This is a genomic window from Streptomyces sp. NBC_01477, assembly GCF_036227245.1.
In the GTDB taxonomy this organism is placed as follows: domain Bacteria; phylum Actinomycetota; class Actinomycetes; order Streptomycetales; family Streptomycetaceae; genus Actinacidiphila.
The window spans coordinates 4,459,100-4,475,750 of the sequence record NZ_CP109445.1 but is presented as its reverse complement, the minus strand read 5'-3'; the positions used below and the strand labels follow the sequence as shown (position 1 = coordinate 4,475,750).

Here is a 16,651-nt window from a genome sequence, read left to right as displayed (position 1 = left end):
GAACCACCCCGAAACCTCAAGCTGACAACCGCCAGGCAACCGCCTCCGACACTGGCCACGTTCGGACAGCGCCTCGAACAGACCCCGGAAACGCCAAAATCCCGCCCGATCAATCAGATCGGACGGGATCTCGTCAACCGCTCACCAGATAACTCGTGAACAGTCGGTGACGTCGACGAGGGGGATTTCGACGCCTCGGCCCATGGTGTGGGGCTTGAGGGTGCACTGGGTGCGCTTGGCTTGTGCGGGGCACATCATGCGGCGGTGCCCTTCGGCGTCGGCGTTCTCCTTGGGCATGAGGAGATAGGGGGTGCGGGCGCGGACGCGTTCGATCCAGGTTTCCTTGTCGATGCGCTTGGCGATCAGGTCGGCGGTCGCTTTGACGAGAGGGTCGGGCATGGAGGGGCAGTACCAGTTGCCTTCTACGAGCTGGGCGCCGCCGAACTCGGCCTTGGCGCCGAGTTGGTCCTTGGCGTAGTCGTAGACGGGCTGGTAGCCCATGGCGCGGATGGGGAGCTGGAAGTTCTCGGGCTTCTGGTCGTTGTAGAGGCGGTCGCCTGCGAGATAGCCGCGCGGATAGCGGGGGTCGACGTGCTGGAGGGCTTCGAGGGCGACCTGGGCGGGGCGGTGGCTGGGCTTGTCGACGGAGAAGGCGAAGACCAGAGCGGGTACGACGTCGGGGTCGGCGGAACCGTCAGGCAGGGGCGCGCCGTGGTGGTCCGGTTCGCGGGCGACGATGAGGCTGGCGTCGAAGCCGAAGAGTTTCTTCTTCAGGGGTGGCTTCTTCTTGGTCTTGCCTCCGGGCTTGGCGGCCTTGCCGGTGGTGGCCGGGGGTGGGGCGAGTTCATAAAGGGCCAGTGGGTCTTCGTGCCGGGCGGTGCGGGCATACCAGCCCGCGTCGGGGTCGGTAGAGGTCTCCTCGCTGTCGGCGGTGAGGCCTTTGGCGTAGGTGCCGACGACCGTGGCGTCGACCACGCAGTGGCCGCCCCAGGTGCCTTCGAGCAGGGCGTGTGCGTGTAGGAGCGACATACCGAGGACCTGGTTGGCGACGCGCAGTATCAGGGTCCGTTTGTGGGCGAGGAGGTCGCGGTCGGCGCGGGCTTGCAGTTCGGCGGCGTAGTCGACGTCCAGGCGGTGGTTCTTGGGTAGGGGAGAGGGGTCGATCGCGTCGATGATCTTGTGGAAGAGGCGCCGGACGACGTGGTAAAAGGCTTCGAACCCGTGGTCGTCGTCACGGTAACGGGGGATATCGAACTGGGTGCGGAAGGAGTCGCTGAGGCCGAAGGCCAGCAGGTCGGCGACGGTGTTGAGGGTGACCGTCCCTGAGCGGCGGGCCGAGCACAGGGACATGCCCAGGAGCAGCCCGCGCACGTTGAGGTGGCGTTTGGGTCCCTTGAGGTTCCGGACGAGCGGCTCGATCTCCGCAACCAGCGGGGTGGCGTCCAGGTCAGTCAGGAGTGCTTCGACGTCCTCGTCGCGGACCATAATGCGGCGGGAGCGGAGGTTGGCGATGCTGGCGTGGCGTTCGAGGCGGCTGGTCATCACAGTTCCTTCAGCGCGGCAGCTGCCTGCTCGGCGGTCAGGTTGCGGACGTGCGGCATGATCCGTTCGATGGAGCGGAGGGTGGTCAGTCCGGCGGCGGCCATCAGGGTCGGCAGGTGCATGCGGGCTTCCACCGCGTCGACCAGCCAGGTGGCGCGTGTTCGGCCTTGCACTATGGGCGGCGTACCCGGGGAGGCCTTGGCGCGGGCGACGAAGTTGGTGACCGTGTTGGTAGCGCGGGCGTAGCAGCCGGGACGGAAGAGGTAGCGGGTCTGACCGGGAACGGAAGCCCAGGCTGCGGCCTCGGTGAGCACACTCGCCCAGGAGGCGCGACACAGGACGAGCCGGGCGCGCGGGCCGCGCACTGCGACGGCGACGGTGCCGTTGGGCGCCGTGCGCACGTCGTGTGTGCGCAGAGGAATGACCTCTGGCGAGTCGAGGGCGCACCCGAAGCCGAGGGCCAGCAAGGTCAGAAGGCCGAAGCGAAGTTCGGCGGTGGGCTGGAAGCGCGCGGAGGAGTACAGGCGGGACTGTTCGGCTTTGCTGTAGGGGCGGGAGGAGTCGGAGCCCGAATAGGCGGTCGGCTGGCCGGTGATGAGGTCAGGACCGAGCAGGGCGCGGCGCAGGTGGTGCAGGCGGCCGCGGCGGTTGCCGCGCGAGGCTTCGCTCAGGTGCCCGCAGCCGGTAGCCAGGAACCACTCGATTGCCTCGGGCGTGAGCACTTTCTCGGCCTCGATCGAGCGCCCGCACGCATCGGCGTAGGCCGCGGCGTGCGTCAACGCCCCGAGCCAGTCACGGGCCTGTTTGGGCCCGGACGGCTTGGCCCGGGTCACCGCACGGCGGCAGTCGGGCCCGATGCGGTCCCACACGGGGTCCGCCAGCTGAGGCCGGTATCGCTCGATCGCGTCCATCACGATTCTCCACCAGGAAAGGACCCCGGGAGGGGTGCCATTCCAATTACAGTGGGCAGAGATGGTGGCTGCTGTCATGTCAGGAGGTCCGGATGGGCGACACTCTTCGCTGTGTCACAAGGAGACAAGCGAAGCCGCAGCCCTGCCGAGCACCAACTCCACGGAACGTGGCCGCACGCCGTGCTCGATGACCACCACGGGGCGAAGGTCGCCCAGGAAGTGGCCGGGCGACTGCGTGCGGCGATCGACGCCCGCGACTGGTCGATCGCGGAGGTCTCGCGGCGCAGCGATGTCGCTCGGCTGACCATCATGAAGGTGCTCGGCGGTGAGGTCTGGTGCGACCTGCTGACGATCGCAAACCTGGAGAAGGCGCTTGAGGTCGACCTGTGGCCGGGCCGGAACCCGGGGAATCCGGGCAAGCCGGCAGAGTGAATTCGCATGGGTATTCGGCTCCGTGGTGAGAAGGCGTAGCGGAGTGGGCCGAATACCTGACGTGCCGGGCGGAACCCGGTACCGTTAAAGGTATGCGGCCTCTAGCAGGGGGCGCAGGGCCGTCGCCACAGATCCGCTCCAACGGATCACCAATGTGGCGGCGGTCATTTTTGTTTCAGTTCCGAATGGTCAGACATACCTCCTGGGTGAAGCGACGCGGTAGCGGACGGTCCGGTCTCCCTGATCGGAGATGCGCTCCAGGAATCCTTTGGCGACGGCGTCACGGAGGGTGTTTCGCAGTCTTTTCCGGCCCAGTCTGTCCTGTTCCCCCCGCAGTGCGGCGACGTCCATGCTCGTCCATTCCGCGCCCGGGCGTGAGTACAGAAGGTCCAGAAGTTCTTTCACCCGCGGACTGGCGGTGACCGCACCTGCGGCTCCGTCGGGAGTTTGTTCGGTGGGCGAAGGAGGCGGCCCCGCTTCGTGGCGGTCCCCTGTGACGGTGTCCTGCGTGGGAACGGCCTGGAGGCGAGTGCGTTGTTGCGGCAACCCGGCTGCTGAGAGCTGTTCGGCGCGGGCTGTTGCCTCGGTCAGGCTTGCGAATACGGTCCTGACTTCGTCAAGACGCTGAGCGATTCGGGTCCGCTCCTCGGTGACTTGTCGCACCGACTCCTTCAGTCCCAGCAGGGTCTCGTCGTAGCCGGAGACCATGGTCTCGTACTGCGAAGCCAGCCGGGCCATGTCCTCAATGGCGTTGCCCGGACTCAACGAGGCTTTCCATTGCTGAGTCATGGCCCCAACGGTAGGGCCAAAGGAGTCCCGCTGTCTGCCGCTTGGCGGCAGACAAGTCCAGTGAATCGCCGAAATTAAATCCTCATATCAACGTATTGTTACGGGTTCGGTGTGCCGAATGTAGGAACGCGGACACAAGTCGCCGACTGAATAGGCGACAGGGGGCTCTTGGCTCTGTCCGATGGCAGTTGTCCTGCTGGTCAAGGTCGAGGTTGGAGGGAATTTTGAGCTGTTGTTCATAAGCCTCACAGTTGGCCCGAAGGAGACACAGATGCGAAATCGTCTCGCTGTAATTGGTCTGTTGGTGCGGAAAGAGTCAGCCGTGCTCGCCGGAGTCGCTGGTTCACGGGCGGACATAGGGACTGTGGGGCCAGGAGCCAGACAGTTCGGCAAGGGCTGGTGCTGTAATGGCTTCCTGGCCACTGCGGATGGCGTGGATGGCGCCCGAACGGATCAGGTAGGCGAGATGGTCCAGGGACCCGCCGGTCCGCTGGTGCAGATACGTGGACAGCGCTGGAAGCGTGCCTGGCACGTGATTTCGCAGCAGGAGGTGATCCTCGGCGGTAGCCACGATCGCGTGCCACTCGTCGTCGCAGGCCCTGTGCGTCATTTCCGCCCTCAGCAGCTGCGAGCGGACTGAGGTGTGGAACAGCGCAGGTGCCAGCGACTGCCAGGTGCCGCTTCCGGCGAACACGAACGTGGCGGGGGTCTCCTTGCCCAGATACGTCAGAACGTCTGTGACCTGCGTTCGAGACTGGGGCGTGGCCCGTAGGCGGTCGCAGTCATCGATCAGGACCACGTCCGTGTTGGCCATGGACAGCGCGGTGCTCACGCGCTTGGACAGGTCGTATAGAGGGATGCGTTTGGGTGATGGCAAGCCGAAGAACGCAAGGAGTTCCGCCAGGAGGCTCCGTGCAGTGGCTGCCGGAGGAACACCGACGTAGACAGACGGCACCACAGTTGGTGAGGAGACACCCCCGACGCGCTGGAGATCGCTGTGGCGGTCTTCGAAGAGACGGCCGACTTCGACCAGGGCTGTGGTCTTGCCCGTCCCTGGGGTACCGCACACGATGAGACTGCGCTTGGCGACGGCCGTGAGTTTGTTGAGGGTGTCCAGCCGCTCCGCTTCGCGGACTACGGAGACCACCGACGGCGTGGGCAGGAGCAGCCCGGCGTGGTAACGGACTCTGCGGATGTCGCTGCTGTCGAGCCCGACGTCCGTGCGGGCCCTGCCGGCACGCAGGACGGACGGCGATGCAGTGACCAGACGGCGCCACTGTTCAACGGGCGGTGGCATGCCGCGCTTCAGGGAGACGGGATCGAAGGGCGTCGTGGTGCTGTCGTTCCCGGAATCTGTGTGCGTCGGCGGCCCGGCCGCACCTTCGCCGTCAAGGGTGATTCGCACGGGAGCTTCGACTGGCCCGGGGGTCGGCGCGGTCGTGCTGACGCCGGATGCGGAGACCAGGGGTACGGTGATCCAGCGCCCTGACGGCCCCTCGACCCACACGTACCGCACGTCACAGGGATCCCATCGGACGGTGAACTGCGGGCGAGAACGCCCGTCCGCCACCTGGTTCCGCAGGGGCTCCAACTCTGCGCTGTCGTAACGGCGGGCGTTGACTCGCAACCCGGAAGGGCCGACCACGCGGCGCGAACTGGGTAGGAACTGCAGGAACCCCCCGGGCGGGAGTGGCAGCGCGGTCCACCCGGCAGCGGCGACCGCTGCCGCATGGGCCTGGTTCGGCGTCAGCGACGGCCGCCAGCCGGCCTGCCGGATCGTGGACCGACGTGTGGTCTTCTGCCATACCTCGCACACCCAGGTCTCCAGTAGGCCCTGGATCTCATGGAGAGGACGTCCGGCGACCTCATGGAGCCTGTCCGTGAACATGACGACGACCTGCCGTGCGATCCGCTCGACGTAGGCGCCGACTGCCGGTACCGAAGCCCGGCTGTGCCGCACACTGATCCCTAGCTTCTGGCAGACCTGCCGTAAGGCATCGACCCCTGCTAGCGGAGAACCGTCCAGGACCAGGGTTTCGGGGCGCACCACCGGTCCGCAGTTGGGCCGGACGAATAGCTGGCCCGCCTTCTGCCCCCAGACCGGCCTCTGAAATGTCTCTTCCCAGCCACCGATCTGCTCCGGTCCGGGCCGCAACGGGGCCGGAGTGCACATCCTCGCGACCATGGCCGCACAGTCGACCCGGACCCGGGCAGGGTGGACCACCGCGTCCAGGATCGAGTCGGATGCCTCGTCGACCGCGAGCGTCACGGCCACCGAGAAGCCGGGTGGTGATGCAGCCAGGCCCAGTGACACCGTGGTGACGTGGACCCGTTCGCCGGGCCGCAGCCATCTGCCATGGCTGAGCCTCACCTTCGTGCTGGGCAGTTCCCCGGCCGCGGTCGCACGCGCGTATAGCCGGTAGAAGGCCGCACGCGACAGCATCTCTTCCTCCGGCAGACCTCGTTCCTCCAGCAGCCGCGCCGTGGCCCGCCAGTAGAACGCCACCGACCGACTCGGCTCGCCGGACTCGGCCAGGACCTGGTCCAGCGCCGTCAGTACCTCGGCGTGCGCCGTCCTCCTGGATTCGCTGGCCCGGGGTTTGGGCGACGACCTGCCATCCACCAGGCCCTTCAGCCCCTCGGCCTGCCACTGGTGGCGTTTGCGCCGCACCGTGCGTACTGACACTTTTTCCGCACCGGCCTGCCGCAACTCGGCTGCCTTCGCCGCCTCCCGGCTGGCGAGTGTCGACCTGGCGGGGTCGTACTGCGGACGGGGCACCGCACCGGGCTCGGCGTCTGGCGGCAGCCCGGTCAAAACCTCAACGACGTGACTCCGCCACCACTGCGCCTGTGCGAGCGCGGGCGCTGTAACGGCCAGGTCGTTTTCAGGTGAACGGCCCGGGGAGATGGTGGTGACCGCGAAATCAGCGGTGGACAGCAACTGGACAAGCTCGACCTGCCGGACTCCGCCGTAGGGATCGCTGAGCTCGATGAGGCCGCCGTGCAAATCGACGATCGTGTGCACCCGCCCGTCGAACCGGACCCGGTCCCCCGGCCCGAGCCGGGCCGGCCACGCTGTGTCCATCGCACCTCCCTGTCGCAGCCAATGACGGCACGCGGCCCGAGACCGCAAACCAGATCACGGATTACCCGGCAGGCTGCACGTACGCACCAAAATAGCTACTCACTGAGGCAAAACGACGTGCTTGCAGAGCAGTTGGACGCTGCCGTCCGTGCGAACCGCTACCGAGTGGCGACGCAGGGTGCTTGGCGGTGCCTCAGACCGGGTCCAGCGAGAGAGGTCCGTCGGGCAGCCATCCGTCCCAATAGCCGTCGACCACCTCCGGCAACTCAGGTGGGAAGACGCTTACCTCAGCCTTCCGTAGTTGCCCGGGCGTCCACCATCGCACCGGCAACGGGCTGTGATCGGCCAGGCGCTCAACGGTGACGCTGCTCAGCGGTTCCGGGGGAATCACCAGCAGCAGTCGGCGCTCCACCCGCGTACCGGACTCTGACTGTGGGCCTGAAGCCGAAAGGTGCCCCACGACGGCGCCGTACCGAAACGGGACGTCGCCCAGCTTCGCGCGCACGATCGCAGACGCCGCGTCGACGTACGAAGATCCGTCTCCGACGCGGACGGCCAAGGGAGACCAGAATCCGGCCCACTTCACCAGCAGCACTGTCCTGCTGTGGCGTTCCAGCAGGGCCATGAGCAGGACTCTTCGAAGCCGAGGGGAAGGGACAAACGTAGTCACACCTCTACACTCCCCGAGCCTGTGATTCCAATAACATGCATGTAGGCCAGGCGAGTGGCGTAGGGAGCCCGCCGCTCTTCGCGGATATTTCGGGCTGCGCAGACGAGTCTGCCGTGAGGTGAGGACAGTTGTCGTTCAGTTCGGGAAGAGGGCGCGAGCTCTGACGAGATCCGGATCTGCGGTGCCGTAGCCCCGTTCTGCGGCCGGCAGGTTGTCGCGTAGGAGGTGCTGAGCTTCCTCGTGCTGCCCCGCTGCTGAGAGCCGTTCGGCGAGAAGGACACGGGCCTTCAGGGTGAGCTGATGGTCTGGGCCGAGGAGCCGTTCGCGGCCGGCTACGGCCTCCCGCATGAGAGGGACGGCCCGGTCGTGATCGCCGCGGAGCATCAGTGCCCAGCTGAGCACGAGCTTGGCGGAGTAGACCAACGGGTGATCAAGGCCGTGGACTCGGATACGCAGGTCCAGCGCGCGACGCGCTGCGTCCTCCGCCTCTGCCGGGGTACCGGCGTGGATAAGGCCGTAGGCGTAGTTGCTGTGGGCGATGGCAGTGACAGGGTGGTCGGGGCCAAGGAACCGCTCGCACGCGGTGACGGTGACCTGCCCTTCGCCCAGGAACTCGTCGGTCTTGCCGGTCGCGGCGAGATACTCCAGGTTCAGGGCGCGGCTCTTGAGGGTCTCCTCGTGGTTGTCGCCCAGAACACGGCGTTGTGCTTCGATAGCGCGGCGCATTTGGTCGAGACTCTCGTCGCGCCGGCCGAGAAGAAACAATGGCATGGCCCGGAGTGAAGCGGTGCGCAGCGTGTCGGGGTGGTCATCTCCCAGGACTTCGCCTCGTAGCTGCTGAACCTGGAGCAGGAGCTGATCGGCCTCGCTGAAGTTGGCCATGCGGCGTAGGGAATCACCTTGCTGGTGGCGCGCGGCAAGGGTGTCGGGGTGTTCCGCGCCCTGGAGGCGCCGCGAGGTGGCAGCTGCGAGGGCGGCAAGGGCGAGGGCGGCGGCGTAGTCGCCCGCGTCATGGATGGCCTGCGCAACGCGCACGGCCAATGGGACTACAGAAGTGACGATGGCCTCTCCGGCACGGTTGAGAAGCGCGGTGGCGTGCGGGGCGATGAGCCTCAGTCGCGCACTGTCGGCCGTCGCCAAGTCCTGGCTCAGAATGCGACTGGCTGCTTCCACATAGGCGGTGCGCTGTGAGACAGGGAGGCTGCCGTGAATGCTGTCCAGGAGGAGACCGTGCACCTGCACACAACGGCTTCCTCCGGGCGGCTGGGTGAGCGTGGCGAGCGAGTGGTCGAGGAGGCCACGGAGGGATGCTTCCAGCCGGCCCCCTGGCAGCGGCGGTTTGAGGCCGGACAGAAGGGTGGCATTTCCGGCCAGGAAGTACAGCGGGATCGGCTCGGGGCCGAAGCAGGAGAGCAATTGCAGCAGCGTGGCCGCTTCAGGAAGTCCCTGGGCGGCCAGCTGATCGAGAGTGATCTGCCAGGTCCGCGACACCAGGTGGCGGGCGTCCGAGGACTCGGTGCCTTGGTCGATCAGGCCTGCGGGATCGTCTTGCAGATGATCGTGGTAGTCGCTCATGGTCCACGACTCCAGCAGTTGATGGGAAAGGTATGAACCTGCGAGGTCAAGCGCCAGGGGGAGACAGCCCAGCCGCCGGGCCACACCCTTGGCATCGTGGAGGGTCCCCGCTTCCGGAGCAAGGTCACACAGCACCTGGGCGGCGTCCTCGAGCGGCAAAACGTCGAGCCGGTGCATGACAGCCCCCCGCCACAGAGAGGGGGTGGCGCGGCGAGAGGTCACCAATACCGTTCCGACCGGGCTCGCGCGCAGCCAGCCACCCTCTTCCAACAGCGTGGGATCGTCGGCGTTGTCGATCACCAGCAGCCAGGGCTCAGGAGAGCGGTCCAGGTAGTGCCATACGAGATCGGCGCCTGCACGTTGGCCAAGGTGCGCGGCACTCAGTTCTCCGGGGCTCGCGCCGCGATCGGCGGCGACGGCGAGCATCGATGCGCGCAACGTCATCCGCTCCGACGCGCTTACCCACAGCCCGATCCGGCTCTGCCGCAGGGCTTCGTGGAACGCCCAGTACGCCAGTGTCGTCTTGCCGCAGCCACCCATGCCGTGCACGACATGGATGCCACTGGGCCTGGCGATGGCTTCGCTCAGGGCTGCACGCAGGCGAGATCGATTGCGGAGGATTTTCGGGACGCGTTCGGCCAAGGCGACGCGTACGGAGTCAGGCCCTGGCCAGCTGGCTGGGGCTTGATAGTGGTGGTGGTGCTCGGTGATCATCTGGTCGCGGGCGGCTTGATAAACACGGCCCTGCCCGGAAGCCCGGCCCTCGACGGAAGTGCCGGCCACCGGAAGGTCATCCGGATAGGCAGCGGTCACGCGTCACCGATGTGCTGGTCGCGGCCGGCTTGGTAGATACGGCCATGTCCTGAGGCTGTCGCCCGCAGCTGGAGCTGTGGCGCCACGCCAGAGCCCGCTGGGCGGAACTCGTCCAGGATGCGGCGCACGTCGTCGGCGATGGCAGGTTCGGCGGCCAGTAGCCGACGGAGACGCGCCTGCCATTCGATGCTCAGGTCCTCTTCCGACTGCGAGTCTCCCGCCGTGCGGGCAGCGAGCACATCGCGTCGCGTCGCCTCAAGCTCGGCGTCGATGGAATCGGCGCGGTCGGGGTGCACACGACGCCATAGGGCGACCACGGCTTCACGCGTACGCTGCCAAGCGTCACCGGCCATCAGCGTGACCACCGTGGTACCGGCCGTACCGGCCAGAGCGGCGACCTCCGGATCCATCCGTCCTCCACCGCGACGTGACTTCTACAGATCTGCCTCACCTCAGCTTGCCAAGCCGCGGCTCGTCGCTGCAGGCCAACCGCGATGCTGGCTCAAAATCGCTCACGCAGCGTTAATCGCCTGCCACAGACGCTCACGTCGGCCGACAATGCTCACCACCACCCCTTGATGGAGGTCATCTGTGGTTGAGGAGAACTTCGCGACCGCGCTCTGGCGCAAGAGCAGCAACAGCGGCGACGGCGACTGCGTTGAAGTCGCCCTGCGCACGCAGCTGGTAGGAGTCCGCGACACCAAGGACCATGGCGCCGGCCCCATCCTCGCCTTCAGCCGAGACGCCTGGGCGTCCTTCGTAGGCGGTGTACGGACCGGCGACTTCGGCACGAACGAGGAGAACCGCACCTGAGCGCGAGCCAGGAGAATCACGCCACACAGGCAGTGGACCCTCCCGCGACCACACCGGGGCGGGTCGGTCCGCTGCTGGCCTCCACCGGGATCTCGGTCACCGGTGACGGCGCTTTCCTTGCTGCGGCTCCGCTGCTCGCAGCCTCGCTCACCCGCAACCCGCTCGCCGTCGCCACCGTCAGCGCCGCCTTTTCCATCCCCTGGCTGATTGTCGGCCTGCCTGCCGGAGCCCTCGCCGACCGATGGTCGCGCCGTGCCGTCATGATCACCGCTGACCTTCTGCGTGCAGTAGTCCTGACCGTCTTGTCCGTCCTCGTCGTGACCGGCAACGCCACCTTGCCGCTGCTCACTGGGACGATCATGGTCGTCGGCATAGCCCGATGCTTCTTCGACGCCTCCTCCCAGGCCGTCATCCCCCTGCTCGTGGGCCGTGACAAGGAAACCCTGACGAAGGTGAACGGCCGCTACTGGGCAGTCGACACCGTCGGCCGCTCCTTGGCTGGTCCACCCCTTGGTTCGGGCGCCTACGCCCTGAGCGCCAGCTTGCCCTTCGCCGCGGACGCCGCCTCCTTCGTAGCTTCCGCCGCATTCATCAGCCGCCTCCCGAAGACGCCCGCCCCCGGCGGCCATGCACCGATCACCGCTGCGATCCGAGCAGGACTCGCGCACCTGCTCGCCATCCCCGACCTGCGGACGCTGGCGCTGAGCATGAGCGCGTACAACTTCGCCTACAACATGGCGATGGCGCCCTTCGTGTTGTACGCAACCGGCACCCTGCACGTCGCCAAGGGTGTCTACGGCGTCCTGCTCGCAGTCGCGGCCCTCGGCGGTATCGCCGCCGGTTGGCGGGCAGCGCCGCTGACGCGCCGGCTCAACTACCGGCAGATGATGGCGATCGCCATCGGGCTGCAGGGCCTGGCCTGGTTCGGCATCGCGGTGGTCCCGAACGTCTTTGCAGTGGGGGCCTTCCTCGCCGTGCTGGGTGCCGCTTCCACCCTCACCAGCGTCGCCGCCGGCTCAGCCCGCCAAGCCCTCACCCCGGACGACCTGCTCGGCCGCGTCGTCACCGCCTTCCGCCTCTTCGGCGGCGGCGCCGCCGGTGTCGGCGCCCTGACCGGCGGCGTCATTGCCCGCGAAGCGGGCCTGCGGGCACCACTGTGGACCGCGGCTGCGATGCTCGGCCTGGCCGCCCTCTCGCTCCGGGCGTGGCGCCGGCACCGCTGACCTGGCGACCACGGCGCATCTGTGCCGGCGTCTCAGGCTTCCTCGTCGTCCGGTCGGCGGCGAAGCACGCGCGCGGATATCCCGCTGGAGAGGTTGCCCGTCACCGATCTGGCGCGGCCGAGGGTCTCGGTACCGAGGCGCTTGGCGGCGCTGACGCCCTCCGCTCCCGTTTCGAGCACCTTGTCCCTCGCCTCGGCGGCCGCGTCCACCCATCGTCTGGCGTCCAGGGACTGCTGGCCGCGCTCGATGCCGAGCCGCCCGTGGAAGTCGACCACCGCGACCGCGACGTGGTTGCTCGAATGCACCACGGCCGGGGACGTGGCCGGGTGCAGCAGCACCTTCGTGTTGGCCGTGCCCGCGGCCGCGTCCACGCGGGCCAGGAGACGCTCGGTGGTCCGCGAGATGAGTTCCATCCGGTTCTGCCGGGCAGCCCGAAGCGCGAGGCGATGCTGGTCCAGCTCGTCCGCAGACGTATCCAGAACGCGGTCGAGTTCGAGTACGGCAACCCTGTCGTGGAGTTGGAAGCAACGGGCCAGCACAGCAAGCCACTCCTGGACGGTGGACTCCGCGTCCCTGGAGGCCTTGACGAGGTCACCGACCCTGGTCGTGGCCTCCATCCTCTCGGCGAGCGCGTCGAGTTGGCGCAACGAGTACGCCTGGGTCCGCGCGATCGTCATCAATGTGCCCTGCACCTTCGACCACGTGACCTCGGAGACCCGGCCCACCTGCTCGCGGACAGCCATGGCCTCCTCGATGACGAAGCCCGCGCCGATCATGTCCGCCAGCACCGCATCCTTCTGGGCGCGGAGCACGTCGTCGACCTTCTTGTCGATCGCGGCGAGATAGTCGGTGACCGCGTCCATGGTCTGCTGCATCGCAAGCTGCGCCATGAGCCCCGCGGCACCGGACAGGAGCGCCGGGTTGGACGAAAGCCCCCCGCCGGCCAGTTCGAGGAGTCCCTTGATCCTGCCGTTCTCCGTCAGCACGGCCCGGCTGAGACCCGGGGCTGAGCCCTTCATCAGCCCGTACTTCTTGAGGGCCTGCGCGGACTGCTCGGTCAGTTTCACCCACCGACCCGAAGCGGCCGCGATCTCGGAAGCGGTCTGCGCGGTTCCGGCCACGGCGCTGAGGAGGGTGCCGAGCCGCGGCAGCCCGAGGTCCTTCGACGGCAGTCCTTCGGAGAGGAGGAAGCGTTCGACAGCCGTCGGACTTCCGATGACCGCCAGGCCATCGCCATCGCTGATCAGCTGAATGTCGTCATCCATCGTCGTCTCCTGAAAGGGCGCTTTGTAGTTGAGGGAATGAGCAGTGTGCGCGGTGGCGTGGCGGTGCGGTCCGCTTGGGGCGCGTAGGACGCCCGTACGGGAGCTTCGAAGGCATGTAGTCATTTGGTGATTACGTCTGACTGAGCCCCGATTGCTCTGGCGACGTCCTGCCCGGCCCAGCCATCCGCGGTTCTCCAGAGGACGTGCACGCCGAAGACCTCGAGCACGGTGCCTGCTGACCAGTCCTCCGCGGGTGGTTCGGAGAGAACCAAGTAGAGCCGGTCTGCAGGGGACGACAGAGTGTGGGTGATCTCCATGAGCCGTACCGCTCCGGCACGCAGATCGGCGTAGGAGGAGTGTCCTGCTCCGAGGACCTCGTACAGGAGATGGCCGTCATTGGTCCCACAGCTGACGTCCACGATCGGGGAATCATCGGGCTGCAGGTCCGCCCACAGCAGGGCCCCTATCAGCGTGTGCCGTGCCGCCTCGTGCTTCTTGCACGTCCGGTCGGCTGCTGCCTGGGTCTCCAGCGCCAGTAGAAGCGGCTTCTCGAGAGGCACTGCCGGACTGGGCCGATCGGCGGTCGTCACAGGTTCGTCTTCCTTATGCTCGGGCTGCTCGCCAGGGGCGGATCCAGCAGGCTCGGAGGGCGGTTCGGCCGACGAGGCCAGGCGACCTTGGAGTTCCTCGAGAGCCGCTGCCAAGGCGGGGAGCCAGCCGGAGTTCGTCAGGTCGTCCCGAAGCCGATTGACGTCGAGGTTGTTGTCTTTGAGCGCCCGATGTGTGCTGGTCGCGATGTCGCGCAGTTGGCCGAGCTGGCTCCTGTCTGGCGATCCAAGCACGCGCCGCACGTCCACCCAGTCCGCCTGGTCGCGGCGAAGGACGCGGTTGGCCATGCCCTTCAGTTCGGAGAGCCGGTCACGGGCGTCCTGCGGAGCCGTACCGTCGATGAGCTCGTGGAGAATTCCGAGCGCGGCCACATAGCGCTCCGCCATGCGGGGTGAGATCGGCTGGCGCCCGCGCTGGTCGGCGGTGACCAGGGAGTGGTTCGTCTCGTGGGCGAACACCCAGCAGTCCAACTGCTCGCCCCGACGCGGGGGGACCGACCCGTGCCGGACGGTCAGGACGAGGGGGATGTCCATTACCGGCGACAGGGCTTTGACCTTGTAGCGTCCCCCAGGTCCCGGCTCCACGACCCGGACCCGGACGTCGGTGCCGATCTCGGGGACATCGGAGGCCGGCCCCGGATCGGCTCCAGCGCTGGAAGAGTCGGGGGCGTCGTCCAGGTTCACGAGGGCGGCGGGAAGCGGAGAAGCGTGGAGAACGGTCAGGCTCTGGGTGCTGCGGGTGAGGGCGATGTACAGCTGACGCAGCCCGGCCGATCCGCGGTCGGCGATGGTCACGGGCTCGACGACGAGAACGTGGTCGTACTCCATACCCTTGGCCTGGGCAGCGGGAAGAACGTGCAACACCTCGCGCTGTGGCTCGCTGACGTCCTCGGCCCGTTCGAGTTGGCGGCCGATCTCGTCGAGCCAGCCGGAGTCGTCGGGGACGATCACAGCCACCGAGCGTGGAGCACGCCCGTCATTCGTACCGATGAGGCGGGTGGCCTGGGCCACTGTCTCGTCCAGGAGCCGCCAGGGCTCGGTCTCCACGACCCGCACGGCGTCATCGCCGGCAGCGCGCACCGCTTCTGGCCGAGGCAGCGCGGGTGCGATCGTCCGGGCCAGCGGAGAGACGAACTCCATAATCTCTGACGGCACGCGATAGCTGGTGTTCAGCTCCTCGACCCGCCAGTCTCCGTGGTCGGAGAAGAGGTCGCCGAGGCGGTTCCAGTCCGGATACGCGTGGGGGCCGGTCGCCTGCGCGAGGTCTCCGAGGACAGTCATGGAACCGTTCGCCGCTGACCGTCGCCGCAGCGAGCGGGCCTGCATGGGCGTCAGGTCCTGTGCCTCGTCGATGACGATGTGCCCGTAGCGCTGCGGGGTCTCCCCGCTGAGCAGGTGGCGGAGTTCTTCGAGGCACACATGGTCGTCGAGCGTCCATGGTTCCGCCTCGACGGATTCGGCCCGAGGCCGGCGCAGCGCTTCCCGTTCCCCATCGTCCAGAATCCCCTCAGCGCAGGAACGGAGGAGATCGGGTGAGTGGTAGAGGGCCCGCAGCGCCTCTCTGGCGCTGGGCGACGGCCACACCCGTTCGACGAGGCGTTCGACTTGCCGATTGCGCTGCAGGTCCCGGCGGATCGTGTCGTCGTGGCCGCGGCGCGGGGCCTGGGCGAAGAGCTCTTTCAGTAGGCGGTCGACGACCAGGCTTCGGAACCCTGCGCGGCGCTCTCGGTGCGAGCCGCCGCCACCGCGTGCCTCATCCAGGAGCTCGAGAATCTCGGAGCGCGGCACTCGCAGCGTCGTCCGGCCGATGACGATGGTTAGTTCGGGCTTGGCGTCCTTGTAGGTGGCCGTGGTGGTGAACTCGTCGACGGCTGTGGGGCGGCACTCCTGCTCCACCCGGCGCTGCAGAACAGCGGCCATCCGCTCGTCGGACTTCACCAACCGCGCTTCGGCGGTGTCGGTCCCCAGGCTCTCGCCGTCGTCCCAGAGGTGGCTCACCTGCACGGCGTTCACGTTTCGGGTGCCGAGCGTCGGCAGGACCCGGCTGACGTACTCGAGGAACTGCTGGTGGGGGCCGATGACCAGGATGTCCTGGGCCTTGAAGTGCTCGTTGTCGACCAACCAGGTCACGCGGTGCAGGCCGACGGCGGACTTGCCGGTACCCGGGCCTCCCTGCACGATGAGGATGTCGGAGGGTGAACCGGTCACCAGCGCCATCTGATCCCGGCGGATGGTTTCCACGATGTCCCGCATGCTGCCGTCGCGGGAGCGCCGCAGCTCCCGGAGGAGGAAGTCGTCGGGCTCTTCCGGTTGCCGGCGGCGGACACGGCTGGGGCCGATGCTCGGACTGCCGGTGCTGGTCGGGGCTGAGGGGCGCCTCTCGGCTTGCCGCGGTGTCCTGGCGCCCGAGGGCCGGGGCCTCGGGGATGCCGCGTCCGCTGCCGGCTGCGGCTCGGAGACGGGGGCGGCAATCTCGTCGAGGTAGTCCTCGACGATGTGCTGTGTACAGCGCAGTTTCCGGCGTAGGAGTATCTGTCCCGGGGAGTCGGGTAAGGCGTCGGCCCACTTCTTGGCGAGGGGGCTCGTCCACAGGACGACGACCCGGTCGCTGCTCACGGTGTCCCGCACGCCGCGCCTTCCGACGTACCAGGTCTCCGGCCCCTCCTTGGGCTCATCCTGGATGTCGACACGGCTGATGACCAGGGATTCCCCGCCGAGACCTCCGTACGCGGCGGCCCGCTCCTCGGCCTCCATCCGGTTGGCGACGCTGTCCTTCCCGCTGGCGGACGCTGACGCGACCGAGTGCCCGGAAAGCTCCTTCAGCTGCTCGGCGTAGCAGTCGTACGCCCGATCCACTGCCTTCTGCTCGACGGCGATGATCTCGTCGCGCGTCATTGCGCTCATGCAGATCCCCTCCCCTGCAGC

The 16,651-nt window shown here is 67.6% G+C and carries 12 protein-coding genes; 3 read left to right on the top strand and 9 right to left on the bottom strand.

From position 1 onward, the window contains the following. Window positions 1-141: 141 nt before the first annotated feature. Window positions 142-1,542 carry a hypothetical protein gene (locus OHA86_RS18710; RefSeq protein WP_329176855.1) on the bottom strand — a complete coding sequence of 467 codons (1,401 nt, stop codon included), beginning with the start codon at window positions 1,540-1,542 and terminating at the stop codon, window positions 142-144. Beyond that, window positions 1,542-2,453, bottom strand: coding sequence for a hypothetical protein (locus OHA86_RS18705; RefSeq protein ID WP_329176853.1), 912 nt, complete (start codon window positions 2,451-2,453; stop codon window positions 1,542-1,544). Before OHA86_RS18705 ends, OHA86_RS18710 begins: the two co-directional genes overlap by 1 nt. 111 nt (window positions 2,454-2,564) lie before the next feature. Here OHA86_RS18705 and OHA86_RS18700 point away from each other — a divergent pair, with 111 nt between their 5' ends. Continuing rightward, entirely contained in the window at window positions 2,565-2,885 is a 321-nt protein-coding gene (locus tag OHA86_RS18700; protein ID WP_329176851.1) for a helix-turn-helix domain-containing protein, read from the top strand. A gap of 189 nt (window positions 2,886-3,074) precedes the next feature. On the opposite strand, the gene OHA86_RS18695 is transcribed toward OHA86_RS18700, so the two are convergent. The 5 genes from OHA86_RS18695 to OHA86_RS18675 all read right to left on the bottom strand — a co-directional run bounded on the left by OHA86_RS18695 (window position 3,075) and on the right by OHA86_RS18675 (window position 10,227). Next, window positions 3,075-3,674: a hypothetical protein gene (locus OHA86_RS18695; RefSeq protein ID WP_329176849.1), complete on the bottom strand. Its 600-nt coding sequence runs from the start codon at window positions 3,672-3,674 to the stop codon at window positions 3,075-3,077. A gap of 343 nt (window positions 3,675-4,017) precedes the next feature. Then, window positions 4,018-6,759, bottom strand: coding sequence for an AAA family ATPase (locus OHA86_RS18690; protein WP_329176847.1), 2,742 nt, complete (start codon window positions 6,757-6,759; stop codon window positions 4,018-4,020). A gap of 193 nt (window positions 6,760-6,952) precedes the next feature. Continuing rightward, the gene (locus OHA86_RS18685; protein ID WP_329176845.1) at window positions 6,953-7,384 is read right to left on the bottom strand and encodes a hypothetical protein; all 432 of its coding nucleotides are present in this window, start codon (window positions 7,382-7,384) and stop codon (window positions 6,953-6,955) included. Between the two features lie 180 nt (window positions 7,385-7,564). After that, window positions 7,565-9,817 (bottom strand): tetratricopeptide repeat protein, encoded by a 2,253-nt coding sequence (locus tag OHA86_RS18680; RefSeq protein WP_329176843.1) that lies wholly within the window; start codon window positions 9,815-9,817, stop codon window positions 7,565-7,567. After that, entirely contained in the window at window positions 9,814-10,227 is a 414-nt protein-coding gene (locus OHA86_RS18675; protein ID WP_329176841.1) for a hypothetical protein, read from the bottom strand. Before OHA86_RS18675 ends, OHA86_RS18680 begins: the two co-directional genes overlap by 4 nt. Before the next feature lie 181 nt (window positions 10,228-10,408). On the opposite strand from OHA86_RS18675, the gene OHA86_RS18670 reads away from it, so the two are divergent. Then, window positions 10,409-10,630, top strand: coding sequence for a DUF397 domain-containing protein (locus OHA86_RS18670; protein WP_329176839.1), 222 nt, complete (start codon window positions 10,409-10,411; stop codon window positions 10,628-10,630). A gap of 32 nt (window positions 10,631-10,662) precedes the next feature. After that, window positions 10,663-11,853, top strand: coding sequence for an MFS transporter (locus tag OHA86_RS18665; RefSeq protein ID WP_329176836.1), 1,191 nt, complete (start codon window positions 10,663-10,665; stop codon window positions 11,851-11,853). Between the two features lie 32 nt (window positions 11,854-11,885). On the opposite strand, the gene OHA86_RS18660 is transcribed toward OHA86_RS18665, so the two are convergent. Together OHA86_RS18660 and OHA86_RS18655 are read right to left on the bottom strand one after the other, a co-directional pair. After that, window positions 11,886-13,118: a hypothetical protein gene (locus OHA86_RS18660; protein WP_329176834.1), complete on the bottom strand. Its 1,233-nt coding sequence runs from the start codon at window positions 13,116-13,118 to the stop codon at window positions 11,886-11,888. Window positions 13,119-13,237: 119 nt separating this feature from the next. Then, window positions 13,238-16,630, bottom strand: a complete 3,393-nt coding sequence (locus OHA86_RS18655) for a HelD family protein (RefSeq protein WP_329176833.1) — start codon at window positions 16,628-16,630, stop codon at window positions 13,238-13,240. Between the last annotated feature and the right edge of the window lie 21 nt (window positions 16,631-16,651).